Below are 25,090 nucleotides of genomic sequence, written 5' to 3' on the forward strand. Positions count from 1 at the left end.
CTGATCCGGGTGAGCGGGGAGTACACCCAGGAGTTCGTGGACGTCGACGGCGCGCGCATCGGCGTGCAGATCTACCCGGAGCCGGCCGGTCCGCCCGGCGCGCCGGTGGTGCTGATCTGGCCGGCCATGGGCGTGCGGGCCCGCTACTACCGGCCGTTCGCCGCCGCGCTGCGTGACGCCGGGCTGGCGGTGATCGTGGCCGACCTGCGCGGCACCGGCGAGAGCACCCCCGCGCCGTCGCGCGCCTGCCGGTACGGCTACCAGGAGATGTCCACCGACGTCGGGGCCGTGCTCGACGCGCTCAAGCCCCGGCTGGACGGGCGGACCCGGGTGCTGCTCGGGCACTCCCTCGGCGGTCAGGTGGCGGTGCTGCACCAGGCGCTGCACGACGCCGACCGGGTCGACGGGCTGGCCCTGGTGGCGGTGGGTCTGCCGTGGTGGCGGCGGTACCCGGGCCTGCGCGGGTGGGGCGTGCTGCCGTACACCCAGGGGATCGCGGCGACGGCGCGGCTGCTCGGCGTCTGGCCCGGCTGGGGTTTCGGCGGCCGGCAGGCCGCCGGCGTGATCCGGGACTGGGCGCACACCGCCCGCACCGGCCGGTTCCCGGCGCTGGACGGCGTGGACGCGGAGGCCGCCGTGCGGCGCATCCGCACCCCGGTACTCGCGGTCAGCGTCGACGACGACCAGTACACGCCGCACGAGACACTCGACCACCTCTGCGAGAAGCTGGCCGGCGCGCCGGTGACGCGGCACCGCTACACGGTCGCCGAGGCGGGCGCGCCGCTGGACCATTTCACCTGGGTACGCGCGTCGGCGCCGCTGGCCGCCCGGATCGCCGCGTTCGCGGACACGCTCCCCCGCCGCTGAGCCACGCCCGGGCGTGAGTCGCCCGATCGTGGGTATGCCGCACCGCCCGAACACGGCGGAGGGGGATCTGATGTCAGAACGGCACACCACGCTGCGCTCGATGCACGACCTGGGCCTGGCGGCCTGGTTCGGCGGTTCCCTGATGGGGGCGCTCGGCGTCAACGGCGCGGCGGCACGCATCAACGACACGACCCAGCGGCTGCCGGTGGCCTCGGCCGGCTGGGCACGATGGACGCCGGTCAACGCGGCGGCGATCGGGGCCCACCTGGCCGGCGCGGTCGGCGAGCTGGTCACCGAGAGCCCACGGATGGCCCGCCAGGCCGGCGTGGGGAAGATCAGCGCGGTGAAGACCGCGCTGACGCTCGGCGCGCTGGCGGTGACCGGCTACAGCCGGATGGTCGGCAGGCGGCTGGAACGGGCCGGCGGTCCGCCTGTGGAAGGGACCACCGAGCCGAACCACCACACCCCGGCGAACGTTGCCGCCAGCCAGCGGCAGATGAAGCTGCTCCAGTGGGCGGTGCCGGCGATGACCGGCGCGCTGGTCGTGGTGTCGGCGTACATGGGTGAGCAGCAGAAGCCGGGGCAGGTGTTCCGGGGCATGCTGGACCGCGCGGGCGGCATCATGTCCGCGCCGAAGAACATCGGCAAGGTCGCCACCATGGGCGCGGCCGGCCGTTCCCTGGTCGGGGCCGCCCGTTGACCACCGTGCAGCCGGTGACCCACATCGGGGTGGGTCACCGGCCGCGCGGTGCACCGGAACCGGACAGGCCGCCGGCGGGCGGCGCGGGCACAGCAGCCAGGTGAGGTGACCATGACCAGCAGGAACCGGCCGGGTACTGGTGACGGGCGCGGGCCGGAGTCGGCCGCGCCGTGGGGCACCACCGGCGGCTTCGACGCCGACGCGCCGTGGGGCGCGGGCGACGACGACCCGATGGACGAGGGCAGCGAGGAGACGGCAGTGCCCGAGGGGCGGCTCGGTGAGCGCCGGGCGGCCGGGGCCGGACCGGGCGGGCCGAAGGCGGGCCGGCACGGGTTCGGCACCGTCGAGCCGACCCGGACGCCGGAGGCCGGGCCGGGCGCGCCGCCGGATCCGGCCCCGTCGGCGCGGACGTTCCCGGACGACCGCGCGGACGGGGACCTCGGTGACAACGCGCTGGAAGAGGCGACCGGGATGCGGCCGGAGACGCGCCCCTGAGCGCGACAGTCAGGAGCCGGTGCCGTCCTCGCCCGGCCGGCCCGGCGCCGACGGCTCGTTGTCCGGCACCGGCGACTCCGCCACCGGGTGCCCGGTGTCGTCCACCAGGCCCGGCGCCATGCTGCCGCCGTGCGCCTCCTCTGCCTCCCGGGTCGCCCGCGGGTCCCGCTCGTCCTCGACGCGCCGCTGCTCCACTGATCCCCCTTCGTGGTCGTCCACGCACCCGGCGGTACCCGGGAGGAAGCCGGGAAAACCTCAGGCGCGCGCGGCGGCGGGCGCCACACCGAGCAGGTCGGCCAGGCTCGCGGCATCGCGCTGGGCCTGGTCGCCGCAGCAGTTGTTCATCAGCACGTGCAGTTCCGCGCACTGGTCGGCCAGCTCGCGCAGCAACACCGACCAGTGCCGCAGCTCCCGCTCGCCGTAGGCGTAGCGGAACCGCTCCTGCTTGTCGCCGCTCTCCCAGGCCGTGCTGTGCCCGTGGAACCGGATCACGGCCAAATCGGTGGTGGCGACCAGGATCGGCGGCACCGAGGAGACGTGCCCCTGCGGCATGTCCACGCAGGCGTACCCGAGGTCGTGCTCGCGCAGGAACGTCACGGTGTCGGCCATCGCGTCCTCGGTGAACCAGGAGGAGTGCCGCAGCTCGACGGTGACCGGCCAGGGGCGGCAGCGCCGCGCGGCGTCCAGGATCCGCCGCCGGGCCGCCTCGGTGCGGGCCAGCCACGGCGGGAACTGCAACAGCACGGCGCCGAGCCGGTCGGCCGCCGCGAGCGGCGCCAGCGCCGCGTGGAACCGGTCCCACAGCTCGTCGTACGCCCCGGCGGACAGGTCGCGCCACCGGACCCGGTTCGCCGCGCCGGCCGGGCGCAGGTCCTTGGGCAGCGCGTCGACGGGGGTGTGGTGGCCGGTGAAGAGGCGGAACGCCTTGACGTCGAAGGTGAATCCGGGCGGGGTGGCCGCCGCCCAGGCCGCCGTGGTCTCCGGCGCCGGCACCGCGTAGTACGACGTGTCCACCTCGACCAGGCCGAAGCGCTCGGCGTAGAAGCCCAGCCGGCCGGCGGGCGTGTTGACCCCGCGCGGATACCACCCGGAGCGGACCAGCATCTGGTCGGCCCACGAGGACGTGCCCACCTTGATGACACCCATGTAATTCAGTTCACCGCGACCGCCGGACATCGGCAACCGGAGATGCCGTACCGGCCGTGACCGGCGCCGGGTGACCGACCTCACCGGCGTCGCGCGGGGCGGAGTGTGACGCGGGGCCGGGTGGCGGCGCTGAGGGTCACGAGATGGACGCATCCGGCCTGGACCAGGAAACCGTCGAGCGGCTGCTCGCCGGCCGCCCCGGCGACACGTCGTCCGCTCCGCCGCGGCTGATGGCCGTACTGGCCGCCGTCCGGACCACGCCCGGCACCAGCGAGCTCGACGGAGAGGCGGCAGCGGTCGCGGCGTTCCGGACGGCCCGGCAGGCACGCCGTCACCGCCGCGTCCGCTTCGGTGTCCGGGTGGCCGTGGCCGCGCTCGCCGCATCACTCACCGGCGGCGTCGCGCTCGCCGCCACCGGGAACCTGCCGCCCGCCGCGCGACCGGCGGCGCCGCCGGTCGGCACCGCGCCGCCCGCGCCGTCGGTCCACCCGGCCCTGCCGGCCGTCCCACCGGCGACCCGGGCGCCGCAGCAGTCCACGCCGCCCGGCCTCTGCGTCGCGTACCGGACCCTCGCCGAAGCGGACCGCGGACGCGCCCTGACCACACCCGCCTTCAGCGACCTCGTCGCCGCCGCCGGAGGCCGTGAGCGCGTGCCGGACTACTGCGCCGCGCTGCTGGGCGACGACGACCCGCCGGGGAAGGCTGACGGCGGGCGAGGGGGCGACAGGACCGCTCGCCCGGTCCAGCCGTCCGGCGGGCCGCCGGGCGTGGACGTCCTCCCGCCGGGGCAGGCGAAGCGGTCGTCCGGCACCACGCCTGGGCGGCGTACCGGCTGACGACCGGCTGGTAACTTGTGCGCCCGTGACCCCCCGGCGTCGCCGACCGGCGATCCTCCTCCGCCTCGCACTGGTGCTCGCCGTGGTGGCCGGCGTCGTGCTCACCGCGCTCGGCCCGGCCACTGTGACCGGCCTGCTGCCGTACTTCACCATCCAGAGCAACGTGGCGGTCGGCGTCCTCGCCGGCTACGCCGCCTGGTGCGCGCTGCGCGACCGGCCGGAGCCGCCGAGCGCCCTCAAGGGCGCGATGACCCTCTACATCACCATCACCGGCACGGTCTACCACCTGGTGCTGGCCAACCCGGCCAGCCCGTTCGCCATGGCACAGCCGGACCGGCAGCCGGGCGAGTGGTGGGGCAACCAGTTCCTGCACACGGTGGTGCCGCTGCTGGCGTTCGCCGACTGGGCGCTGTTCGACAGGCGCGGCCGGTTGCGTCCCCGCCACGCCGCCTGGTGGCTGGCGTTCCCGGTGGCGTACCTCGGGTTCGCGCTGGTACGCGGCCTGGTGGTGGACCGCTACCCGTACCCGTTCCTGGACGCGGGCCGCCTCGGCTACGGCGGGGTGACGGTGAGCGCGGTCGGGTTCGCCGTGGCGTTCTGGCTGCTGGGCCTGCTGTTCGTGGGCGTGGACCGGCTGCTCGCCCGGGCCGGGCGGTCCGGGTCGGCGCAGTCCCCGCCGGCCGCGCCGACGGATCTGCCGGCGCCGGTCCGGCCGGCGTCGCGGGAACCCACCGGCTCGGGCTGACCGCTGTCGGGCCGGGGAGTCAGGCGGCCCGCCGGGCGTCCTCGCCCGCCCGCAGCCGCCGGTTCCTGCCGCGCTCCCGGCCGTACGCGTCGGCCCGTCCCCACCGGCCCGGCACGTCGAGCAACTCGATCCGCCCGTACCCGGCCGGGACAGCCGGGTTCACCAGCAGGCTGTCGCCGCAGGGGCGCAGCCCCAGCATGGTCGAGAGCAGCATCAGCAGGCCGCCCGCCGCCCACGACTGCGGCCGCCCGGCATCCGGCAACTGAACCGGGTACTTGGTGACCTCGCGGGGGTAGCCGGCGAAGGCCTCCGGGACCGAGCCGCCGAGCGTCTCCGCCGCCGCGAACATGCCGGCGGTGATGTCGCCCGCCTCCGCCTCGTAGCCGTACCGCCGCAGGCCCGCCGCGACGATCGCGTTGTCCCACGGCCAGACCGCGCCGAGATGCGCGCCCACCGGGTTGTACGGCAACTGGCCCTGGGCGTAGGTACGGACGCCCCAGCCGGAGTACAGATCCGGCCCGCACAGGTGCCCGGCCAGCGAGTCGGCGCGTTCCGGCTCGACGATGCCGCTCCACAGCAGGTGGCCGACGTGGGAGGTGAGCGCGTCGACGGGCTCGCCGTCCGGGGTGAGGGCCAGCGCGTAGTAGCCCCGGTGCGGCAGCCAGAAGTCGCGATCGAACCGCTCCCGCAGCCGCGCCGCGTCGGCCTCCAGACGCTCGGCGTAGCCCGGGTCGTCCCAGAACTCCCGGGCCAGCCGGGCGCCCCGGATCCGCGCGTCGTACGCGTACCCCTGAAGCTCGCAGGTGGCGCGCGGGTACGGCGGCACCACGCCGTGCCGGTCGACCACCGAGTCCGGGGAGTTGCGCCAGATCTGGTTCGTCACCCCGCTCGTCGTGTTGCGCGGGTGGTAGCGCAGGTAGCCGTCGCCGCACAGGTCGCCGTACCGGGTCAGCCAGTCCAGCGCCATGCGGGCCGGATGGCGCAGCTCGTGGACCAGATCGACGTCGCCGGTCCAACGCTCGTACTCGTCGAGCAGGATCACGAACAGCGGCGTGGTGTCGGCCGCGCCGTAGTAGAGCGCGGTGGGCTGCTCGTCGAACGCGGCCGCCTCGCCGTACCGCAGCTCGGCGAGGATCTTGCCGGGCTCCTCCTCGCGCAGGTCGTCGAGCCGGCCGCCCTGCAACATGGCCAGCATGTGCAGCGTGGCCGGGGTCAGCTCGGGCGTGAACGGGAGCGTCTGGAGGCAGGTGATCAGCGCGTCCCGCCCGTACAGCGTCATCGCCCAGGGCAGCCCGCCGACCGGCACCTCGTCGACGTACGCCAGCGGCGTGTACCGCAGCGCGGCCAGGTCGCTCAGCGCCTGCCGGTAGGCGGCGGTCAGCGCCGGCCGGTCGGAGATCAGGTGCGGCGCCCGGTCGAACCAGCGCCGCATGTCCTCGCGCATGTCCTGCCGGACCTGCTGGCGGTGGGAGTCGATGTTCGCCCGCAGGTCCCGCCCCCGGGCCCCCTTGATGATCATGGCGACGTGCAGGTCGACGTGCCACGTGTCCTGCGGCTCGACGCGGATCCGGAAGGTCATCCCGTTCCGATCCACCTGCGCCGGGGCCGAGCTGGAGACGCACCTCTCCCGGGTGAACCGCCCGCGCTCGTACCGGATCCGCAACCGCTGCCCGGCCGGATCGGCGACGATCGTCGGCCGGCGCGGGCCGGGACGCGGGATCTCCGAGGTGTCGGCGAAGTCGCTGCCCATCTCCAGCCGCACCGTGTACTCGGCGGGCTCAGGTGAGTGGTTGAGCACCGTGATGCGCTCGTGGTATCCCTCGTCGATGAGACGGTGCCGGATCACCGACACGTCGGCGTCCACGTAGTGGCTGGCCGCGCCGGGCACCAGCACGAAACGGGTCTCGAAGTAGGTCAGGTCGTCGCGGGACAGCGCGTGCAGCCGCTCCCCGTCGACGGTGAGCACCCAGTGGCTCAGGAACCGGGTGTCGAAGGAGAAGAGGCCGATCGGAGCGGTCGGGTCGATCTCCATGTCACCCTGCGCGTCACTCACCGCGAAAGCGTTCCCGGCGAGGACGTGGACCAGCTCCTGCCTCATCGGGCCACCGCCCGCCCGGCCGCCTCCCGGGGATGCCGGGCGGCCGGGTGCCCGGGGAAGATCCGGCGCAGCGCCATCAGCAGCTTGAGGTCGCCCTCCACGGAGATGTCGTTGCGCAGCAGCGCGGCGGCCGGATGCAGGAGGCCCGCCGCCATCCGGTCGAACACCTCCCGGTCCGCGCGGACCACCAGGTCCGCGTCCGCGGAGAGCCGGTCCACCCGGACGTCCTGACGGTCGACGGTCAGGTACCAGTGCTCGGTGCGGCCGTCGTCGTGCAGGTCCAGGCGAATGGTGCCGCAGGTGGTCTCGGGCAGCTCCGGGTTCCGGCCGGCGGCGGCCCGGGTCAGGTGTTCCGCGGCCGAGACGCTCATCGGGCCTCCTCGTCGGTCGTCGCGGCCACCCGCCTGACGGCGCCGCCCGTGCCGCGAGGATCCCCGTGCCCCGGGTGAGGCGAACTCACCCGGTCCGGGTGAGGCGCGGCGGCGCGGCGGGTAACCAGTGACCATGGTGACGACCGGGAACGCCGCCGCCGACCGGGTGCTGCTCGCGCTGCTGACGATGCAACGCGAATCCTGGGAGCAGGGCATCCTCGGCCAGGCCCTGCTCGACCTCGGCCTGGACGAGGCCGCCGTGCTGGTCGCCGACGCCGCGGTGACCAGGCAGCGGCCGGACGGGCGGCTCGGCGAGACGGCCGGCTCGGTGGGCGCGGTGAACGGCGCCGCGTGCGGCGAGGTGGTGCGGCACGCCGCGCGGAGCACCGGCGATCCGAGGTACGCCGTGGCGCTGGACGCCCAGCTCGACTGGCTGACCCGCCGTGCACCCCGGGCCGCCGACGGCACGCTGTTCCACCTGCTCGACGGCCGCCAGGTCTGGGCGGACACGGTCTACATGGTGGTCCCGCTGCTGGCGCTGACCGGGCACGCCGGACCGGCCGCCGCGCAGGTGGCCGGGCACCGGGAGCGGCTGTACGACAGCCGCACCGGCCTGTACGCCGCCCGCTGGGACGAGGACCGCGGCGAACTGGACCGGCCCGAACCGTGGGGCACCGGCAACGGCTGGGTGGTCGCCGGGATCGCCCGCGCGCTGCGCCTCGCGCCGGACTGGCCCGGCCCGCTGCGCGCCGAACTGGCCGGGCACGCCGAGGAGGTGCTGACCGCCTGCCTCGCGTACCGGGGCGCCGACGGCCTCTTCCCCGACATGCTCGACGACCCCGGCGCGTTCCGCGAGGCGAACACGGCCCAGCTGCTCGCCTACGCGGCCCTCACCGGAGTGGCCGACGGATGGTTGCCCCGCTCCTGGTACGACGTGGGCGCGGAGCTGCTGGCCGCCGCCGGCCGGCGGGTCGACGGGTACGGCCGGGTGACCGACGTCAGCGGGGCGCCGGACTTCGCGGGACCGGGCACCTCCCCCGAGGCGCAGGCGTGCCACCTGCTCGGGCACGCCGCGCTGCGCCGGGCGGCGCTCAGCCCGGGACTCGCTCAGCCCAGGATGAGCCCGCGCACGTAGGCGGCCTGGCCGACGTGCTGGAAGTCGTCGTCGAGCACGCTCACCAGCCGCACCCCGAGCGTCACCGGCGGATCCCAGTTCTCGTCCACCACCCGGTCCAGGTCGGCCGGGCGCAGCCCGCGCAGGTAGCCCAGGCTGCGGTCCACCACCGCCCGGTGGTAGTCGAGCAGCACGCCGCCGCTCTCCGGGCGTACCGCGGCGATCTGCTCCGGGCCGTGCCCGAAGCCGGTGTCGGCGGGGTCGGCCGGCAGCCCGCACCGCCGCGCCCAGTCGCCGCCGGCCCAGAGCTGCGGCTCGCCCATCACGTCGGCGACGTGGTCGTCCTGGATCCGGGTCAGGTGCCAGACCAGCCAGCCGACCGGATTCGCCCCCTCGGCCGGCGCCCGCCGCAGCTGGGCCGCGTCGAGCCCGTCGAGCGCCCCGGCGACCAGGTCGGGCAACCGGCCGTACGCCTCGATCAGCACGTCCGTCGCGTCCACGCGCACCTCACTCCCCGGTCGTCAGCTGCCGTCCCCCCGGGCAGTACCGCCCAGCGTGCCCGGCAAACCTCGTCGCGGGACCCGACATCTAGGGTGATCGGGTGGTCGCGGCGCTGGAGCTGTATCTCGACACCGACGCCACCCGGCGCATCCGGGTGCTGTGGGACCTCCTGGAGTCCGACGGGGTGCCGAGCCTGCGGTCACTGCTGGCGCAGCGGCACCGCCCGCACGTCTCGCTGGCGGTGGCGCCCCGCCTGGACCCGCACCGCGTCGCCGAGGCGCTGGCCGGAACCGTGGCCGCAGCGCCGCTGCGGCTGGAGTTCCAGCACGCCGGCCAGTTCGTCGGGCGGGTGCTGTGGCTCGGCCTCGCGCCGACGCCCGAGCTGCTGGCGCACCACGCCGACGTGCACGACCGGCTGGCGCGGGCCGGCGTCGAGGTGGTCGAGCACTACCGGCCGGGACGCTGGGTGCCGCACTGCACGCTGTCCATGCGGGTGCCGAACCCGCTGATGGGCGCGGCCGTACGCCGCTGCCTGGAGGTGCTGCCGCTGACCGCCACGGTGGTCGGCGCGGCGGTGGCCGACCACGCCCGCGACATCTCCCACCCCCTCCCTTGACGCTCCCCCGCACGCCCTCCCTCACGCCGCTTCGGGGAGGTGGCTGCATCAGGCCGGGTTTGATGGCGCCACTTCCCCGACCTGGTGTCGCTCACGGACATCCCGTACCGAAGTGGGGGCCCGCTCGCACCACCACCCCCACCGCAAGCCCCGCCAGATTCCCCGGCCCACCCCGCGAACCACGTCACCGAACGGCCCGACCCGACCCGCAGCCGTGATCCACACCAGCTCGGGGAGGTGGAGGCATCCCACTCCAAGATCCACACCAGCTCGGCGAAGTGGCTGCATCCCACTCCATGATCAACACCAGCTCGGGGAAGTGGGGGCATCAGACCGCCTCCGATGCAGCCACCTCCCCGAACTGGCGTCGATCTTGAGAGCCCACGGCGCTCGACGGTCATCGCAGTTGCGCGGGCAACAGCCAGACGGCACCAACCAGCCGAGTCGCAGCCCCCCTCCGACACTCCGCCGACCCGCGGGATCCACGGGGCGTGATCCACACCAGCTCCCCGAAGTGGCGCTAAGCCGGCCCATGATCAACACCAGCTCGGGGAGGTGGCGTTATCAGACCCCCGCCGATACAGCCGCCTCCCCGAACTGGCGTCGATCTTGAGGGTTGACGGCACGCGGCGGCCATCGCAGCTGCGCGGGCAGGCAGCCAGACGGCACCAACCCAGCCGGGGCGCACCCCTCTCCCATCTCCGACACTCCCCCGACCTGCGGGTCCACGGGACGCGCAGGCAAGCCCGCCCAAGATCGACACCAGGTCGGGGAAGTGGGGGCATCAGAACCCCTCCGATGCGGCCACCTCCCCGAGCTGGTGTCGATCTTGGGTGGGTCACTGCGGGGTGAGATCGAGGCCGGAACGTCGGCCCGTCCGGTGCGTGCAGTTGCCGCACGGTGATCGACATCGGTCCAGGATGCGGGCGCGACAGCGTGGCGGCGACCGGGTTTCGCGCCATCTGCGGCTGCCCTGACGATCGCGGCCGAACCGACGCAAGCTGGTAAAAGCGCAGGTCAGAGCCATTCTGGCCACCCGAAGACGTGCGGCTGGAGCGGCAGCCGAGCACGTCGAAGGAGATCCTCATGGCCGCACCCGTCGTCCGCTCCGTCACCGCCGACCAGACCGTCCTGCTGCCCGGGCAGTCGACCACCGTACGGGTCGACGCCTACCACCCCGACTCGCGGCTGCTGACGCTCGCCGGCCGGGTCAGCGACCCCACCGGCGTCACCTGGGACAGTCCGGTCCGGGTGGATCTGAGCGTCCCGCTGACCGTCCAGCTCGCCGGCGCCTCGCCCGGGGTGACAGTCACACCGGTCGCCGCCGAACCGGGCCGCTTCACAGTCACCGTGCTGGCCGGCCGGGGCACGGTGACGCTGACCGCGACGGCGCGTGACGGCGCCGGCCGCACCGGCACGGGCACCACCACGCTGACCGTGCCGCTGCTGGTCGGGATGAGCGCCGAGAAGGGCGCGCGGACGCAGCGGGCGGTGGCCGACTTCCCGGGCATCCGCTACATGCGCGACTTCGGCACCGACGGTCCGGACGCGGACACGCTGCCGGAGCTGCCCGCGCTCAACACCGGGAAGTTCGCCGACGCGCCGTCGGCCGTCATGCACGTCAGCTGGAAGGACGACGTCGAGCAGCTGGCGGGCTGGCTCGACGGCGTGAACCGCCCGATCTACCTGACCTGGTACCACGAGCCGATGGGCGACGTGGCCCCGGCGACGTACCGGGCGACGGCGAGCCGGGTGACCCAGATCGTGGCCGCGCACCGCAACCGGCGGTGGGTGCTCGGGCACGGCCCGATCGTGACCCGCTACTGGCTGGACGAGGGACGCGGCAACCCGACGGACTGGGGTTACCCGGGCATGACCCACTACGGCGTGGACTGCTACTCGCGGGACACCGCCGCGTACTGGCCGGCCTCGCGGATGTTCGGGGTGGCCTTCGGCAAGGTGCGCGCCGCGTACCCGGGCATCCGGTTGCTGGTCCCGGAGTACGGCCTGAGCCGCACCGCGGCCGACACCACCGGCGCGGGCCGGGCGCGCACCGTCCGGGAGCACGTCACCTGGCTGCGTCAGCAGAACGACGTGGACGCGATCGCGTACTGGAACAACTGGGCCGAGTTCGAGCTGGGCGACCCGCCGCCCGAGGCCACGGCCTGGCGGGACCTGCAGGTGGGCGCGGCATAGACTGGGCCCATGAGGGAGAGCCGGTGACCAGCGGGGGCGCGTCGTACCCGGGTTACACCCACGGCTGCCTCGCCTACGAGGATCCGGCCACGCTGCGCGCGCTGGCGGTCGAGCAGGTGACCGCCGGCCTCGCCGCCGGGGAGCAGGTCTGGGTGGTGGGCCCGCAGGATCGCGCCACCATGGCCGGCTGGCTGAGGTCGGTGCCCGGGGTCGACGCCGCGCGCCGGCGGGACGCGTTGCGTCTGCTCCCCGTCGGGGAGGCGTACCGGCACGACGAGGTCGTCGACCCGCAGCGGCAGGTCCGGGCGTACGCGCGGGCCACCACCGACGCGCTGGCCGCCGGTCACACCGGTCTGCGGGTGCTGGCCGAGGCGACCAGCCTGGTCCGCACCCCCGCCCAGCGGGACGCCTTCGCCCGCTACGAGCACCGCATCGACCACTGGATGCGGCACCGGCCGATGTCGGCGGTCTGCGCCTACGACCGCCGGCAGCTCGGCGACGCGGCGATCGAGGAGCTGGCCTGCCTGCACCCGGAGACCAACGCCGACGTGCTGTTCCGGTTGCACTCCGGCGGCGGTGACGCGCTGGTGGCGCTCGGCGGCGAACTGGACCCGTCGAACCACCGGAGCTTCGCCGCGGCGCTGGAGCGGGCCGACCCGCGACCGGTGGCCGGCCGGCTCGTGTTCGACGCCGCCGAGCTGCGTTTCGTGGATCACCGCAGCCTGCTGCACCTGCGTGACCATGCCCGCCGCCACGACGCCGTCGCGGTGCTGCGCACCCCGCACGAGGCGCCGGCGCGGCTGGTCGAGCTGCTCGGCCTGACCGAGGTGCGGGTGGAGGTGCTCCGATGAGGACCGGCGCCGCCTCCGGTCACGTGGGCTACTTCCACGAGGCGTTCCTCTACGACTCCGACGAGGAGCTGCTCGCCCTGGCCGTGCCGTTCCTGCTGGACGGGCTCGCCGCGGGCGAACGGACGGCGGTGAACCTCGACGAGCCCAACGCCGAGCTGGTGCGCCGGGCGCTGCCCGCCGGCGCCGACGTCACGTTCCTGCCGGTCGGCGACCTCTACGCCCGGCCCAGTGTCGCGCTGCGCGTCTACCGGGAGCGCCTGGCCTCGTACGTGGCGGAGGGTGCGGCGCAGATCCGGGTGGTCGGCGAGCTGCCGCCGGTGCTGCTCGGCGCGACCTGGGACTGGTGGGCCCGCTACGAGTCGGCCATCAACCACGCCTACGACGACTTTCCGCTCTGGAGCATCTGCGCCTACGACCGCCGCAGCACCCCCACGCGCGTGCTGGCCGACGTGGCGCGTACCCATCCCCGGGTGGCCCGGCCGGACGGCGGGCACGAGACGGTCGATCTCTACACCGATCCGATGAGCTACCTGACCGAGCCGCGTCCGGCGCCGCTGGACCCGGTGCAGCGGACGGCGCCGCTCGTCGAGCTGATCGATCCGACGCCGGCCCGGGCCCGGGCGGAGGTGCGCGCCGCCGACAACGGCCTGCTTCCGCCGGACAGCGCCGACGGGCTGGTCATCGCGGTGAGCGAGGTGGTGAGCAACGCGCTGCGCCACGGCGAGCCGCCGGTGCGGATGCGGCTGTGGCGCGCGCCCGACCGGATCGTGGTCACCGTCCACGACCGGGGTCCCGGGCCGAAGGATCCGTACGCCGGGCTGCTGCCCGTCGGCGACGGCTCCGACGGCGGGCTGGGTCTCTGGATCAGCCACCAGAGTTGCGACCACGTGACGCACCACCGTGACGCGAGCGGCTTCACCATCCGTCTGACGGCGGGGAACCCGCACTTCCCGGTCTGACCGCGACGCCGGTCGGCGGGCAGCGGGCGGGGCGGGGCGAGACGCGCGCGCGGACGCGGTACCGTAGCGCCTCATCGTGCCCTGCGGGGCGGTCATCCGCCGGCCTGGCGCTGGCGAACCGACGGAGGATGGCGCATGTCCAACGGCGACGATCCGTTCGCACCCCACGACGACGTGTCCGCGCGCCCGCGCTTCGATCCGGCGCTGCGCGGCTACGACAAACGTCAGGTGGACCGGTACGTCGAGCAGGTCGACGCCGAGGTCAGCGCGCTCACCACCGCGCGGGACCGGGCGTACGCGCAGGTGCGGGAGCTGACCGCGCAGGTGCAGCGGGCGCAGGCCGAGGCGGCCGAGCTGCGTGAGCGTCCGGCGGCGGCGGTGGACCGGGCGTCCTTCCGGGACCTCGGCCCGATGGTCGACCAGATCCTGGATCTGGCCGAGAAGCAGGCCGGGCAGATCACCGAGGTGGCCACCCGGCGTGCTGACGAGTTCCAGTCGCAGGCGGAGAAGCTGCTGGCCGCGGCGCAGGAGCAGGCTGCGCGCGAGCGGCGCGAGCTGGACGAGGAACTGTCGGCGCGCCGGGCCGAGCAGGAGCGGGTGGACGAGGAGCGACGGGCCGCCGCGCAGGCGGAGCTGACCGCCGTGCGGGAGCTGGCGGAGAAGCTGCGCGTCGAGGGGCAGGCCGCGCACGACCGCGCCCAGCAGGAGGCGAAGCGGGTCAGCGAGCAGAGCGCGCAGCAGGTCGAGCAGGCGCGTTCGGCGTCCGAGGCGCTGGTGAAGGCCGCGCGGACGCAGATCCAGCAGGAGGTCCAGGCCAACCGCAGCAAGGCCCAGCAGGAGCTGGCCCAGTGGCAGGCCACGATGGCCAAGGAACTGGACGAGCGGCGGGCCGCCGCCGAGCAGGAGCTGGCCGACCGGGCCGCGGCCGCCGAGAAGGACATCGCCGCGCTGGTCGCCGAGGCCCAGCAGTACGCCACCGAGGTCCGTGACCGGGCCGACGAGGAGACGGCGGCGCACCAGGAGCAGCTCGCCGGCGTGCAGCGGGAGATCCAGCAGCGGCAGGAGACGCTCACCGGGCTCAAGGCGGAACTGGAGACGGTCTCCCGGAAGCTGGAGGAGACCCGCCGGGAGATCGGCACGATCGAACGCAACGGCGCGGACCTGGAGGAGCGGCTGGTCGGCGTACGCCGGGAGCTGGCCACCGAGACCAGGCGGCTCGACGAGGCGCGGCGCGCGGCGGACCTGGCCGAGCAGCACGCCAAGGAGACCCGGGCCCGGGTGCAGCGGGAGGCCAAGCGGGTCGCCGACCTCGCCGCGGCGGCGGTCATGGCGGCCGCGGCGGGCGGCGGGGAGACCGCCGAGTACCCGCAGGTGTCGGCGCGCCCGGCGGGCACCGTGGCGCCCGACGCGACGCCGCGGACCGCGGACGGGCGGACCGCGGACGGGCGGACCGAGGCGGACGCGGCCGAGCCGGAGCCGCCGGTCGTGGAGCCGTTCGTCGAGCGGCTGGACGGGCCGAGCTTCGACGCGTTCGCGGTCCGCACGCCGGCTCCGCGCGGGGTGCCCGAGATCGAGACCACGGGTACGGACAACGGCGTGCCGGCCACCGCCTGAGCGATCGACGCCGCCGGTCCGGGGCCGGGCCGGCGGCCCGCACCTTGCTCATCGAGCTTGCTCTATGCAAATATTTGGATCGCCCTGCTGGTGAATCTCGATCTTTTGCGGGAGTTGACGGGTATGCGGAAAATCTCCTCGATCGGTGCCGCCGTCGTCCTGACCGTCGCCACGGCGGGCGCCGTGGTGACCGCCACGGCCGGGCCGGCGAGCGCCGGGTGCAGCCACTCGCACTCCAACGTCGACAGCAAGTTCGGCCAGCTCTTCAACGCGACGAACGTCAACATCCGCACCGGCCCGCACACCACCTGCGCCTCGCTGGGTTACGGACAGCTCAACCACAACGTCGACTTCCACTGCTTCGCCAGCGGCGACCGGGTCACCGCCAACGGCAAGACCACCTACACGTGGACGTACCTGCGCAACGTCACCACAGGCGTCTCCGGCTGGGTCGCCGACGCGCTGCTGGACAACCTCGGCGGCAACGTCGCCTGCTGAACCACGGGCCGCCGCACGTCGGCCGCGGCGGGCAGAATGACCGGGCATGACCGGCCTGCACCCGCCCGCCGAACCGTACGCCACGCACCGCCTCCCGGTCGGTGACGGCCACATCCTGTACGTGGAGGAGGTGGGGCGGCCGGACGGCGTACCCGTGGTGTTCCTGCACGGCGGGCCCGGCGGCGGCCTGGTGCCGGCCGCGCGCCGCTTCTTCGACCCGGGGCGCCACCGGGCGGTGCTGTTCGACCAGCGGGGCGCCGGCCGCAGCACCCCGCACGGCGAGGTGCGCGCCAACACCACCTGGCATCTGGTGGCCGACCTGGAGACGATCCGGCAGCGGCTGGGCATCGACTCCTGGCTGGTGTTCGGCGGGTCGTGGGGCACCACGCTCGGCCTGGCGTACGCGCAGGCGCACCCGCGGCGGGTGACCGGCCTGGTCCTGCGCGGCGTGCTGCTGATGCGGCGCGGCGAGCGGGACTGGTTCTACCAGGGCGGGCTGCGGCATCTCCAGCCCGAGGAGTGGGAGCGGTTCGTCGCCCCGGTCCCGCCAGGCGAGCGCGACGACGTGCTGGGCGCGTACCACAGGCGGCTGCACGGCCCGGACGAGGCGCAGGCCCGGGTCTGGGCGCGCGCCTGGGGCCGCTGGGAGGCGGTCAACTCGGCGCTGCGGCCGGACCCGGAGCTGCTCGCCCATTTCACCGCCGACGACAACGCGCTGCCGGTGGCCCGGATCCTGTCGCACTACGCCGTGCACGGCGGCTTCCTCGCCGAGGGCCAGCTGCTCGACGGCGTGGACCGGATCCGCCACCTGCCCGCGGTGATCGTCAACGGCCGCTACGACCTGTGCTGTCCGCCGGTGTCCGCGTACGACCTGGTCCGCCGGTGGCCCGAGGCGACGCTGCGCATCGTGCCCGATGCCGGGCACTCGGCGGCCGAGCCGGGGGTGACCCGCGAGGTGCTGCGCGCGCTCGACGAGGTGACCGCGAGGGTCGACAGCCCGGCCGGCGGGCCTGGTCATCGCCGACCGCCGCTGGCAGGATCGGCCGGGTGACGGGTGGGCTGTACGCGGTCAGTGATCTCCACGTGTCGTACGCGGAGAACCGCGCGGTGGTGGACGGCCTGCGGCCGGAGACGGCGGACGACTGGCTGATCGTGGCCGGTGACGTGGGCGAGGTCTTCGCCGACGTGGAGCGGACGCTGCGGCTGCTGCGCGACCGGTTCGCCACAGTGGTGTGGGCGCCCGGCAACCACGAGCTGTGGACCCACCCGAACGACCCGGTGACGTTGCGCGGCGTGGCCCGCTACGACGCGCTCGTGGCGATGTGCCGCGAGCTGGGCGTGCTGACCCCGGAGGACGAGTACGCGGTGTGGCGGGGCGCGGGCGGGCCGGTCACAGTGGCGCCGCTGTTCCTGCTCTACGACTACTCGTTCCGCGCCCCGGGCACCGCCACGAAGGAGGAGTCGCTGCGCGCGGCGTACGACGCCGGTGTGGTGTGCACGGACGAGATGCTGCTGCACCCCGACCCGTACCCGGATCGGGAGTCCTGGTGCCGGGCGCGGCTGGAGGCGACCCGGCGGCGGCTGGCGGCCACCGACCCGGCGCTGCCCACGGTGCTGGTCACCCACTGGCCGCTGGTGCGGCAGCCCACCGAGGTGCTCTGGTTCCCGGAGTTCGCCCAGTGGTGCGGCACCGATCAGACGGCCGACTGGCACGTGCGTCACCGCGCCGCCGTCGCGGTCTACGGCCACCTGCACATCCCGCGCACCACGCACTACGACGGGGTGCGGTTCGAAGAGGTGTCGCTGGGTTACCCGCGCGAGTGGCGGCGCCGCGGCGGCGAGCCGGCGCCGATGAAGCGGATCCTCTGATGATCGCGGCGCTGCTGCCGGCCGGGGCGCTGGCCGTCGAGGCGTTCGCCGACGTGCCGGACGAGACGCCGTACCCCGGCGAGGAGGACCTGGTCGCCCGCGCGGTGGCCGGCCGCCGCCAGGAGTTCGTCACGGCCCGCCGCTGCGCGCGGGAGGCGCTGGCCCGCCTCGGGTACGCGCCCGTCCCGATCCGCTCCGGCACCCGGCGCGAGCCGGTCTGGCCGGAGGGCGTGGTGGGCAGCATCACCCACTGCGTCGGCTACCGGGCGGCGGCGGTGGCCCCGGCCGGGGCGCTGGCCGGGCTGGGCATCGACGCGGAGCCGCACGAGCCGCTGCCGGACGGGGTGGCCGGCGTGGTCACCGTGGCGGGCGAGCCGGAGCGGCTGGCCGCGCTGCGCGCCGCCGACCCGGCGACGCACTGGGACCGGCTGCTGTTCAGCGCGAAGGAGTCGGTCTACAAGGCGTGGTATCCGCTGACCGGGCGCTGGCTCGGGTTCGAGGAGGCGGAGCTGACGTTCGACCGGGCCGGCCGGTTCACCGCCCGGATCCTGGTCGACGGCGCCCGCGTCGACGGCGGCCCGCCGCTGGACGTCCTGGACGGCCGCTGGCTGGTCGCGGGCGGCCTGCTGCTCACCGCCGTGGTCGTGCCGCGCGGGTCCTGAGCAGCGATTACCGCGATTGTTCCGGTTTGCCCGCCCTGAGCTGGGGTAGGGCCCAAGGGGCCTGGACATTTAGCTGTAGGAGGACAGGTCCTGATGGAATCCAGCAAGCCCACCCAGATCGTCAAGGGTGTCGTCGAAGCCGCCGTCGAGAAGGTCGGCGACGCGCTGACTCCGGACGTGCCGGGCGCCCCCGGCAGCGCGCCGCCGCCGCTGAAGGAGCCGACCACGCCGCACGGGCCGCTACCGCCCAAGGACGAGCAGGGCGCGCCGGACACCCGGACCCCGACCGGCGCCGAGACCGGCGTGCCGAAGATCGCCAAGGGGCAGCAGGGCGCGTACCTCACCACCGCCAACGGGGCCCGGCTGCGCGACACCGACCACTCGCTCAAGGCCGGGCCGCGCGGCCCGGTCCTGCTCCAGGACCACCACCTGCGGGAGAAGATCACCCACTTCGACCACGAGCGGATCCCGGAGCGGGTGGTGCACGCCCGGGGCGCGGGCGCGCACGGCACGTTCGTCGCGTACGGCACCGCGGAGGAGGTGACCCGGGCCGGGTTCCTGAAGAAGGGGCGCGAGACGCCGGTCTTCGTCCGCTTCTCCACCGTGCTCGGCTCGCGCGGGTCGGCCGACACGGTCCGCGACACCCGTGGCTTCGCCACCAAGTTCTACACTGACGAGGGCACGTTCGACCTGGTCGCCAACAACATCCCGGTGTTCTTCATCCAGGACGCGATCAAGTTCCCGGACGTCATCCACGCCGGCAAGCCGCACCCGGACCGGGAGATCCCGCAGGCGCAGAGCGCGCACGACACGTTCTGGGACTTCGTCTCGCTGCACACCGAGGCGCAGCACCACACCATGTGGAACATGTCCGACCGGGGCATCCCGCGGTCCTACCGGACCATGGAGGGCTTCGGCGTGCACACGTTCCGCATGGTCGACGAGGCCGGGGCGACGGTGCTGGTCAAGTTCCACTGGAAGCCGAAGCTGGGCGTGCACTCCCTGACCTGGGAGGAGGCGCAGCTCATCGGCGGCATCGACCCGGACTACCACCGCCGTGACCTGTACGACGCGATCGAGGCCGGCGCGTTCCCGGAGTGGGAGCTGGGCATCCAGGTCTTCCCGGACACGCCGGAGGAGACGTTCGCCGGGATCGACCTGCTCGACCCGACGAAGATCGTGCCGGAGGAGCTGGCGCCGGTGCAGCCGATCGGCAAGCTCACCCTGAACAAGACGCCGCGCAACTTCTTCGCCGAGACCGAGCAGGTGGCGTTCCACGTCGGGCACCTGCCGCCGGGCATCGACGTGACGAACGACCCGCTGTTGCAGGGCCGCCTCTTCTCGTACGTGGACACGCAGCTCACCCGCCTGGGCGGGCCGAACTTCACCCAGATCCCGATCAACCGGCCGCACGCCGACGTCAACGACATGCTGCGTGACGGCTTCCACCAGCACGCGGTGCACGCGGGCGTGGCGCCGTACCGGCCGAACTCGCTCGACGGCGGCAACCCGTTCCCGGCCGGCGACCGCGAGCACGCGTTCGTGGACACGCCGGTGACGGTGGCCGAGGCGCCGAAGGTGCGGGCCGCGCCGGCCTCCTTCGACGACCACTACAGCCAGGTACGCCTGTTCTGGCAGAGCATGTCGCCGGTGGAGAAGGAACACATCATCCGGGCGTACACGTTCGAGCTGGGCAAGTGCTACCACCAGGCGATCAAGGAGCGGCAGCTCCAGTGCCTGGCGAACGTGGACCCGGTGCTGTGCGAGCAGGTGGCGATCGGCCTGGGCCTGCCCGTGCCGCAGCCCACGGTGCCGTTCGCGGACGTGCAGCCCAGCCCGGCGCTGTCCCAGGTGGGCCGGGAGTGGCCGGCCGACGGCCGGATGGTCGGCATCGTGGTCGACGCCCAGGGCGACATGAACGACGTGCACGAGGTACGCCGGGCGGTGTTCGCCGCCGGCATGGTGCCGCTGCTGATCGCCGCGCACGGCGGCACCGTCGACGGGCTGCCGGTGCAGCGCACGTTCGCCACCGGCCGCTCGGTCGAGTTCGACGCGGTGCTGCTGGCCGGCGCGCCGGCCCCGGCGCCGGACGCGCTGCCGGCCCGCGACGCCAAGGCGGGCGCGGCGGGCTCGTCCACCGTCGACCCGCGGGTGCTGCTGCTGGTCGAGGAGGCGTGGCGGCACGCCAAGGTGATCGGCGCCTGGGGCGCCGGCGCCGAGGTGCTGAACCAGGCCGGTGTCACCGGTACGCCGGGCGTGGTCACCGGCGGCTCCGGCGCCGAGGTGCTCACCGAGGTGCAGCGGCTGATGGCGGCGCACCGGGTCTGGGAGAGGTTCCCGGCCTCGGTCGCCTGATCCTGTGTCCCGTGCGTGGGGCGGTCCCGGATTCCGGGGCCGCCCCACGCCGACGTTTGCCGCAGTCCCGCCCGGGAACGAGCAGTGGATGAACGGGCCTGTGGCCGACGAGCCGGTCGGCGAGCTGGAACTGGTGCACACCTTCACCGGGGCGATGCCGACCGGGGTGAGCGTGTCGCACACCGGCCGGATCTTCGTCAACTTCCCGAAGTGGGGTGACGAGGTGCCGGCCACCGTCGTGGAGCTCCGGGACGGCCGGGAGGTCCCGTTCCCCGACCAGGGATGGAACGATCCCTCCGGCGACGACGACGCGGGCGCGTTCGTCTCGGTGCAGAGCATCGTGGTCGACCCGGCCGACCGCCTCTGGGTGCTCGACACCGGAAGCCCGATGTTCCAGCCCACGAAGCCGGGCGGGCCGAAGCTGGTCCGCGTCGACCTGGACACCGACGCCGTCGCGCAGGTGATCACCTTCCCGGCCGACGTGGCGCTGCCCACGACGTACCTCAACGACGTCCGGTTCGACCTGCGCCGCGGCGAGGCCGGCCTGGCCTACATCACCGACTCCTCCGACTCCGGGCCGAACGGCCTCATCGTGGTGGACCTGGCCACCGGGGAGTCCTGGCGCCGGCTGCACGAGCATCCGTCCACCAAGGCCGAGCCGCTGACGACGTTCCGGCCGGTGGTTGAGGGGCGGCCGTTCCTGCAACGCCCGGCGGACGGGCCGGCGACGCCGGTGTCGATGGGCGCGGACGGCATCGCGATCTCCGCCGACGGCAGCCGGCTGCACTACTGCCCGCTCGCCTCGCGCCGCTGGTACAGCGTGGCCACCGACGCGCTGGCCGACCGGTCGCTCGGCGACGAGCAGGTCGCCGCCACGGTGGTGGACGAGGGCGACAAGGGCACCGGCTCCGACGGTTTGGAGACGGACCACTCCGGGGCGCTCTACCTGACCGCGTACGAGCACAACGCGGTGCTGCGGCGCCGCCCGGACGGGGAGTTCGAGACCGTGGCGCACGATCCGCGCCTGCTCTGGCCGGACACCATGTCGGTAGCAGTCGACGGGCACCTCTACGTGACCGCGAACCAGTTGCACCGGCAGGCGACCTACCAGGGCGGACGGGATCTGCGGCGCAAGCCGTACGCGTTGTTCCGGGTGCCGATCGGCGCCGGGCCGGTGCTGCTGCGCTGACCGAGGGCGCACGCCGCGTCACGTATCGAAGTGTGTCGTTGACGGCTTAGTTAATAGTCTTTAATATTTGGGCCACCTCGAGGAAGACCCCCATCCGCCCCCGTCCCCGGGAAGGCCCTCGATGCCCAGACCTCACCTCCGGCGGCGCCTGGCCGCCGGAGCGCTCGCGCTGGCCACCACCGCCGCGACGCTCACCCTCGCCCCGCCCGCCGCCGAAGCGGTGGTGCTGCCGAACAACTTCAAGAGCGTCGGCTACATGCCGTCCTGGAGCGGCAACGTCAACACCATCCAGTACGGCAAGCTCACCCACATCAACTACGCGTTCGTGCTCCCCAACGGCGACGGCAGCCTGCGCCCGGTGGAGAACCCGAGCAAGCTCTCCTCGCTGGTGTCGCTCGGGCACGCCAACAACGTCAAGGTCTCCATCGCCGTCGGCGGCTGGAACGACGGCGACGACTCCGCGTTCGAGGCGCTCGCCGCCAACTCCGGCACGCGCACCACGTTCGTCAACAACCTGATCGCCTTCGTCAACCAGTACAACCTCGACGGCGTCGACATGGACTGGGAGTACCCCGACCCAGGCGCCTCGGCGAACAACTACACGCTGCTGATGCAGCAGCTCGGCAGCGCCCTGCACAGCCGCGGCAAGCTGCTCACCGCAGCCGTGGTCTCCGAGGGCTACTACGTCGACGGCGTGCCCACCGCCGTCTTCTCCTCGGTGGACTGGCTGAACATCATGGCGTACGACGGCGGCAGCCCGCACGCCAACTACGACTGGTCGATCGCCAGCATCAACAGGTGGAAATCGCGCGGCCTGCCCGCCGCCAAGGCGGTGCTGGGCGTGCCCTTCTACAGCCGGCCCGGCTACTACACCTACTCCGCGCTGGTCGGCATGGACCCGGCCAACGCCAACCGGGACTGCACCACGGTGGGCGGCGCGCAGCAGTGCTACAACGGCGTACCGACGGTCACGCGCAAGACCCAGTGGGCCATGGCGAACGCCGGCGGCATGATGAACTGGGAGCTGTCGCAGGACACCACCGGCTCGACCTCGCTGGTCAGCGCGATCTACGACACCGTCACCGGCGGTGGCACGCCGCCGCCGTCCGGGCGTACCGGGCCGATCACCGGCATCGGCGGCGCCTGCGTGGACGTGGCGGCCGCGAGCACCGCCAACGGCACCGCGATCCAGCTGTACGGCTGCAACGGCACCGCCGCGCAGAGCTGGACCGTCGCCGGTGACGGCACGCTGCGGGCGCTGGGCAAGTGCCTCGACGTGACCAGCGCCGGCACCGCCAACGGCACCAAGATCCAGCTGTGGGACTGCAACGGCACCGGCGCCCAGGTCTGGGCGGCCCAGAGCAACGGCACGCTGCGCAACCCGGTGTCGGGCCGGTGCCTGGACGCCACCGGCAACAGCTCCGCCAACGGCACCCGGTTGCAGATCTGGGACTGCTTCGGCGGCGCCAACCAGGTCTGGCGGCTGCCGGCCTGACCCCGGGGCTCCCCGCCGGGTTGTCCCGCCCGGCGGGGACCGGTGTCACCAGCGGTTGCGGGCCTCCTCGGCCCAGCCGATGAGGCCGTCCAGGTCCACGCGCTCGCCGTCGTCGGTCGCGGCCCAGCCGGTGAAGTGCCCGAAGCACTGGTGCGTCTCGCCGGCCAGCACGACCAGATTGGTACGCGCCACCCGCTCGTGGAACGGGTGGAACGTGACGTCCACCCGGTCGCCGGTGACCCGCCACGGCCGCAGCCAGTCGGCGCGGTCGTACTCCCAGGTCAGGTCGGCGCCGATCTTGTGCAGCCGCCCGTCGACGAAGAGCGCGTTCTCGGTCGAGCCGGTGCCGTCGGTCCACTTCCCGCCGAGCTGGATCGACCGGCCCGGCCCGCTTCCGGCCGCCCAGTTCCACCGCACCGCGTACCGCCACTTGCCCCGGCCGTGGTCGAGCGCCGCGTACGACCCCTCCCCCACCGGGTACGCGGTGCCGTCCACGGTGATCGTGCCGTGCACCGGACGGCCGATGTCCTTGACCGTGTACTGGAACCGGCGGTTGCTCCAGGGCACCACCACGCCGAGCGACTCGTGGCCGGGCGGCAGCGGCACGGTCAGATCCACCTCGACGCCGGGCGCGCTCGCCCGCAGCGTACTGCCGTCCGGGCCCTGGTCCACGGCGATGGTGAGGTTCCCGCCGCGGGCGCGGACCGGGCCGTCGCCGCTGACCGGCGGCAGCACCGTGCCCCGGGCCAGCGGCACCACCGCCTCCGCAGTGGTCTCCCGGCCGGTGCGCCGGTCGAGCAGGTAGAGGCTCTGCACGCCGGCGTAGTCGAGCGACGACGCGACCAGGCCGAGGATGTGCGTCGGGGTGACCACGCCCCAGTGCTCCCACCGCTTGGCCCGGCCCCAGCCGCGCAGGTTCGCCCGGTGCAGCGGCCGACGACTCCAGCCGACCGCGTCCGGGTTCAGCCGCCCGTCCGGCCGGCACAGGTCGACCGGCTCGGTGATCTCCCGCTCATGCGTCATCGCCGCAGGCTACCGGCGGCGGCGCGGGCCCGGCGGGCGGCCTTGTCAGCCGTCCCGCCGGGCCGTCGCGTCAGCGTCCCTGCTTGGCGCGGCAGATCTCCACCGGCACGGCCGGGGCGCCGTCGACCGGCGCCGGGTCCTCCGGGGTGGGCGCGATGCCGCCGGCCGAGATGCGGTCGAGGGTGGCCAGCCCGGCCGCGTCGACCTGACCGAAGACCGTGTAGTTCGGGCGCAGCGCCGAGTCGGCCTGGACCAGGAAGAACTGGCTGCCGTTGGTGTCCGGGCCGGCGTTGGCCATGGCCAGGGTGCCGCGCGCGTACAGGCGGCGGACGCCGGTCGGGTCGGTCGGCGCGGGCGGCAGGTCGGTGGGCAGCTCGTCGCGGTACCGGTAGCCCGGGCCGCCCTCGCCGGTGCCGGACGGGTCACCGCACTGCAACACGGTCAGCGTCGGGTACGCGGTGAGCCGGTGGCAGGGCGTCCGGTCGTAGAAGCGCTTGCGGACCAGGTGCAGGAAGCTCTGCACGGTGCAGGGCGCCTGCTCGCGGTCCAGCGTCAACCCGATCGGCCCCTGGTTGGTGCGCAGCGTGACCCGTACGGTGCCGCGGTCCGGCGTGCGGCGCGGGTCCGGCGGCAGCGACACCGGCCGGGCCGCGGGCTCGTCCGGCGTCGGCGTGTACGCGCACGGCCCCTTGGTGGGCGCGGGGTCGGCTGCGGGCGCCGCGGTCGCGGCGACACCAGCTGCGGCGACGATCGTCGCGGCGGCCACGCTCACCCCGGCGAGGCGGGCCAGCAGGGGTAAGGCGGCGTGCGTTCGGGTTTCGCTCGACACGGTGGTCCTCCCTGGACTCGTGGTACCAGAACGACCGGAGTCTATGGATCGGGTCACCCGA

At 74.1% G+C, this 25,090-nt stretch carries 25 protein-coding genes; 18 read left to right on the forward strand and 7 right to left on the reverse strand.

The window, feature by feature from the left end:
- Positions 1 to 9 precede the first annotated feature (9 nt).
- The 3 genes from ACSDG8_RS07165 (at position 10) to ACSDG8_RS07175 (ending at position 2,062) form a co-directional block, all read left to right on the forward strand.
- On the forward strand, positions 10 to 867 hold the full coding sequence (locus ACSDG8_RS07165) for an alpha/beta hydrolase family protein (protein WP_210899423.1): 858 nt from the start codon (positions 10 to 12) through the stop codon (positions 865 to 867).
- A gap of 70 nt (positions 868 to 937) precedes the next feature.
- Complete coding sequence (locus ACSDG8_RS07170; protein WP_210899425.1) at positions 938 to 1,567, forward strand: hypothetical protein; 630 nt, start codon at positions 938 to 940, stop codon at positions 1,565 to 1,567.
- 111 nt (positions 1,568 to 1,678) lie between these two features.
- Positions 1,679 to 2,062, forward strand: a complete 384-nt coding sequence (locus tag ACSDG8_RS07175; protein WP_210899427.1) for a hypothetical protein — start codon at positions 1,679 to 1,681, stop codon at positions 2,060 to 2,062.
- Positions 2,063 to 2,071: 9 nt separating this feature from the next.
- Here the strand turns inward: ACSDG8_RS07175 and ACSDG8_RS07180 are convergent, their stop codons facing one another.
- On the reverse strand, positions 2,072 to 2,281 hold the full coding sequence (locus ACSDG8_RS07180) for a GTPase activator (RefSeq protein ID WP_210899428.1): 210 nt from the start codon (positions 2,279 to 2,281) through the stop codon (positions 2,072 to 2,074).
- A gap of 36 nt (positions 2,282 to 2,317) precedes the next feature.
- Positions 2,318 to 3,208, reverse strand: a complete 891-nt coding sequence (locus ACSDG8_RS07185) for a DUF72 domain-containing protein (protein ID WP_210899430.1) — start codon at positions 3,206 to 3,208, stop codon at positions 2,318 to 2,320.
- A 143-nt stretch (positions 3,209 to 3,351) separates the two neighbouring features.
- On the opposite strand from ACSDG8_RS07185, the gene ACSDG8_RS07190 reads away from it, so the two are divergent.
- Both ACSDG8_RS07190 and ACSDG8_RS07195 read left to right on the forward strand, forming a co-directional pair.
- Positions 3,352 to 4,044, forward strand: coding sequence for a hypothetical protein (locus tag ACSDG8_RS07190; RefSeq protein WP_210899431.1), 693 nt, complete (start codon positions 3,352 to 3,354; stop codon positions 4,042 to 4,044).
- A 25-nt stretch (positions 4,045 to 4,069) separates the two neighbouring features.
- Positions 4,070 to 4,789 carry a Pr6Pr family membrane protein gene (locus ACSDG8_RS07195; protein ID WP_210899435.1) on the forward strand — a complete coding sequence of 240 codons (720 nt, stop codon included), beginning with the start codon at positions 4,070 to 4,072 and terminating at the stop codon, positions 4,787 to 4,789.
- A gap of 19 nt (positions 4,790 to 4,808) precedes the next feature.
- Here the strand turns inward: ACSDG8_RS07195 and ACSDG8_RS07200 are convergent, their stop codons facing one another.
- Both ACSDG8_RS07200 and ACSDG8_RS07205 read right to left on the reverse strand, forming a co-directional pair.
- The gene (locus ACSDG8_RS07200) at positions 4,809 to 6,887 is read right to left on the reverse strand and encodes an amylo-alpha-1,6-glucosidase (protein ID WP_439427742.1); all 2,079 of its coding nucleotides are present in this window, start codon (positions 6,885 to 6,887) and stop codon (positions 4,809 to 4,811) included.
- The gene (locus tag ACSDG8_RS07205) at positions 6,884 to 7,258 is read right to left on the reverse strand and encodes an SCP2 sterol-binding domain-containing protein (RefSeq protein WP_439427743.1); all 375 of its coding nucleotides are present in this window, start codon (positions 7,256 to 7,258) and stop codon (positions 6,884 to 6,886) included. Before ACSDG8_RS07205 ends, ACSDG8_RS07200 begins: the two co-directional genes overlap by 4 nt.
- A 133-nt stretch (positions 7,259 to 7,391) precedes the next feature.
- On the opposite strand from ACSDG8_RS07205, the gene ACSDG8_RS07210 reads away from it, so the two are divergent.
- Complete coding sequence (locus ACSDG8_RS07210) at positions 7,392 to 8,393, forward strand: glycoside hydrolase family 88 protein (RefSeq protein WP_210942890.1); 1,002 nt, start codon at positions 7,392 to 7,394, stop codon at positions 8,391 to 8,393.
- On the opposite strand, the gene ACSDG8_RS07215 is transcribed toward ACSDG8_RS07210, so the two are convergent.
- Positions 8,366 to 8,872 carry a mycothiol transferase gene (locus ACSDG8_RS07215; RefSeq protein ID WP_210899441.1) on the reverse strand — a complete coding sequence of 169 codons (507 nt, stop codon included), beginning with the start codon at positions 8,870 to 8,872 and terminating at the stop codon, positions 8,366 to 8,368. The genes ACSDG8_RS07210 and ACSDG8_RS07215 overlap by 28 nt on opposite strands.
- A gap of 101 nt (positions 8,873 to 8,973) precedes the next feature.
- Here ACSDG8_RS07215 and ACSDG8_RS07220 point away from each other — a divergent pair, with 101 nt between their 5' ends.
- The 12 genes from ACSDG8_RS07220 to ACSDG8_RS07275 all read left to right on the forward strand — a co-directional run bounded on the left by ACSDG8_RS07220 (position 8,974) and on the right by ACSDG8_RS07275 (position 23,177).
- The gene (locus ACSDG8_RS07220; RefSeq protein ID WP_210899443.1) at positions 8,974 to 9,489 is read left to right on the forward strand and encodes a 2'-5' RNA ligase family protein; all 516 of its coding nucleotides are present in this window, start codon (positions 8,974 to 8,976) and stop codon (positions 9,487 to 9,489) included.
- Between the two features lie 1,086 nt (positions 9,490 to 10,575).
- Entirely contained in the window at positions 10,576 to 11,685 is a 1,110-nt protein-coding gene (locus tag ACSDG8_RS07225) for a hypothetical protein (RefSeq protein ID WP_210899444.1), read from the forward strand.
- A 23-nt stretch (positions 11,686 to 11,708) separates the two neighbouring features.
- On the forward strand, positions 11,709 to 12,536 hold the full coding sequence (locus tag ACSDG8_RS07230; protein ID WP_210899445.1) for an MEDS domain-containing protein: 828 nt from the start codon (positions 11,709 to 11,711) through the stop codon (positions 12,534 to 12,536).
- Positions 12,533 to 13,495, forward strand: coding sequence for an anti-sigma factor RsbA family regulatory protein (locus tag ACSDG8_RS07235; protein WP_210899446.1), 963 nt, complete (start codon positions 12,533 to 12,535; stop codon positions 13,493 to 13,495). Before ACSDG8_RS07230 ends, ACSDG8_RS07235 begins: the two co-directional genes overlap by 4 nt.
- 135 nt (positions 13,496 to 13,630) lie before the next feature.
- Positions 13,631 to 15,109 carry a hypothetical protein gene (locus ACSDG8_RS07240; protein WP_210899447.1) on the forward strand — a complete coding sequence of 493 codons (1,479 nt, stop codon included), beginning with the start codon at positions 13,631 to 13,633 and terminating at the stop codon, positions 15,107 to 15,109.
- Positions 15,110 to 15,232: 123 nt separating this feature from the next.
- Positions 15,233 to 15,607 (forward strand): hypothetical protein, encoded by a 375-nt coding sequence (locus ACSDG8_RS07245; RefSeq protein ID WP_210899449.1) that lies wholly within the window; start codon positions 15,233 to 15,235, stop codon positions 15,605 to 15,607.
- Between the two features lie 46 nt (positions 15,608 to 15,653).
- Positions 15,654 to 16,658 (forward strand): prolyl aminopeptidase, encoded by a 1,005-nt coding sequence (gene pip, locus ACSDG8_RS07250; protein WP_210899451.1) that lies wholly within the window; start codon positions 15,654 to 15,656, stop codon positions 16,656 to 16,658.
- Positions 16,655 to 17,476 carry a metallophosphoesterase family protein gene (locus ACSDG8_RS07255; protein WP_210899453.1) on the forward strand — a complete coding sequence of 274 codons (822 nt, stop codon included), beginning with the start codon at positions 16,655 to 16,657 and terminating at the stop codon, positions 17,474 to 17,476. Before pip ends, ACSDG8_RS07255 begins: the two co-directional genes overlap by 4 nt.
- Complete coding sequence (locus ACSDG8_RS07260) at positions 17,476 to 18,138, forward strand: 4'-phosphopantetheinyl transferase family protein (RefSeq protein ID WP_210899455.1); 663 nt, start codon at positions 17,476 to 17,478, stop codon at positions 18,136 to 18,138. The genes ACSDG8_RS07255 and ACSDG8_RS07260 overlap by 1 nt, the downstream gene beginning before the upstream one ends.
- Before the next feature lie 93 nt (positions 18,139 to 18,231).
- The gene (locus ACSDG8_RS07265) at positions 18,232 to 20,493 is read left to right on the forward strand and encodes a catalase (RefSeq protein WP_210942889.1); all 2,262 of its coding nucleotides are present in this window, start codon (positions 18,232 to 18,234) and stop codon (positions 20,491 to 20,493) included.
- An 88-nt stretch (positions 20,494 to 20,581) separates the two neighbouring features.
- On the forward strand, positions 20,582 to 21,682 hold the full coding sequence (locus ACSDG8_RS07270; RefSeq protein ID WP_210899459.1) for an L-dopachrome tautomerase-related protein: 1,101 nt from the start codon (positions 20,582 to 20,584) through the stop codon (positions 21,680 to 21,682).
- Positions 21,683 to 21,803: 121 nt separating this feature from the next.
- On the forward strand, positions 21,804 to 23,177 hold the full coding sequence (locus ACSDG8_RS07275; protein WP_210899461.1) for a glycosyl hydrolase family 18 protein: 1,374 nt from the start codon (positions 21,804 to 21,806) through the stop codon (positions 23,175 to 23,177).
- A 45-nt stretch (positions 23,178 to 23,222) separates the two neighbouring features.
- Here ACSDG8_RS07275 and ACSDG8_RS07280 read toward each other — a convergent pair whose 3' ends face one another.
- Positions 23,223 to 24,200 carry a DUF2804 domain-containing protein gene (locus ACSDG8_RS07280; RefSeq protein ID WP_210899464.1) on the reverse strand — a complete coding sequence of 326 codons (978 nt, stop codon included), beginning with the start codon at positions 24,198 to 24,200 and terminating at the stop codon, positions 23,223 to 23,225.
- A gap of 70 nt (positions 24,201 to 24,270) precedes the next feature.
- Positions 24,271 to 25,029, reverse strand: coding sequence for a peptidylprolyl isomerase (locus ACSDG8_RS07285; protein ID WP_043325141.1), 759 nt, complete (start codon positions 25,027 to 25,029; stop codon positions 24,271 to 24,273).
- Between the last annotated feature and the right edge of the window lie 61 nt (positions 25,030 to 25,090).

It is taken from the genome of Micromonospora sp. LA-10 (assembly GCF_051853095.1).
Lineage (GTDB): Bacteria > Actinomycetota > Actinomycetes > Mycobacteriales > Micromonosporaceae > Micromonospora > Micromonospora echinospora_A.

Excerpts from the sequence above, each read along its gene's own strand:
- ACSDG8_RS07170 (WP_210899425.1), top strand. The coding sequence starts at position 938 with ATGTCAGAACGGCACACCACGCTGCGCTCGATGCACGACCTGGGCCTG.
- ACSDG8_RS07175 (WP_210899427.1), top strand. The coding sequence starts at position 1,679 with ATGACCAGCAGGAACCGGCCGGGTACTGGTGACGGGCGCGGGCCGGAG.
- ACSDG8_RS07185 (WP_210899430.1), bottom strand. The coding sequence starts at position 3,208 with ATGGGTGTCATCAAGGTGGGCACGTCCTCGTGGGCCGACCAGATGCTG.
- ACSDG8_RS07190 (WP_210899431.1), top strand. The coding sequence starts at position 3,352 with ATGGACGCATCCGGCCTGGACCAGGAAACCGTCGAGCGGCTGCTCGCC.
- ACSDG8_RS07200 (WP_439427742.1), bottom strand. The coding sequence starts at position 6,887 with ATGAGGCAGGAGCTGGTCCACGTCCTCGCCGGGAACGCTTTCGCGGTG.
- ACSDG8_RS07205 (WP_439427743.1), bottom strand. The coding sequence starts at position 7,258 with ATGAGCGTCTCGGCCGCGGAACACCTGACCCGGGCCGCCGCCGGCCGG.
- ACSDG8_RS07210 (WP_210942890.1), top strand. The coding sequence starts at position 7,392 with ATGGTGACGACCGGGAACGCCGCCGCCGACCGGGTGCTGCTCGCGCTG.
- ACSDG8_RS07225 (WP_210899444.1), top strand. The coding sequence starts at position 10,576 with ATGGCCGCACCCGTCGTCCGCTCCGTCACCGCCGACCAGACCGTCCTG.
- ACSDG8_RS07235 (WP_210899446.1), top strand. The coding sequence starts at position 12,533 with ATGAGGACCGGCGCCGCCTCCGGTCACGTGGGCTACTTCCACGAGGCG.
- ACSDG8_RS07240 (WP_210899447.1), top strand. The coding sequence starts at position 13,631 with ATGTCCAACGGCGACGATCCGTTCGCACCCCACGACGACGTGTCCGCG.
- ACSDG8_RS07245 (WP_210899449.1), top strand. The coding sequence starts at position 15,233 with ATGCGGAAAATCTCCTCGATCGGTGCCGCCGTCGTCCTGACCGTCGCC.
- pip (WP_210899451.1), top strand. The coding sequence starts at position 15,654 with ATGACCGGCCTGCACCCGCCCGCCGAACCGTACGCCACGCACCGCCTC.
- ACSDG8_RS07260 (WP_210899455.1), top strand. The coding sequence starts at position 17,476 with ATGATCGCGGCGCTGCTGCCGGCCGGGGCGCTGGCCGTCGAGGCGTTC.
- ACSDG8_RS07265 (WP_210942889.1), top strand. The coding sequence starts at position 18,232 with ATGGAATCCAGCAAGCCCACCCAGATCGTCAAGGGTGTCGTCGAAGCC.
- ACSDG8_RS07270 (WP_210899459.1), top strand. The coding sequence starts at position 20,582 with ATGAACGGGCCTGTGGCCGACGAGCCGGTCGGCGAGCTGGAACTGGTG.
- ACSDG8_RS07275 (WP_210899461.1), top strand. The coding sequence starts at position 21,804 with ATGCCCAGACCTCACCTCCGGCGGCGCCTGGCCGCCGGAGCGCTCGCG.
- ACSDG8_RS07280 (WP_210899464.1), bottom strand. The coding sequence starts at position 24,200 with ATGACGCATGAGCGGGAGATCACCGAGCCGGTCGACCTGTGCCGGCCG.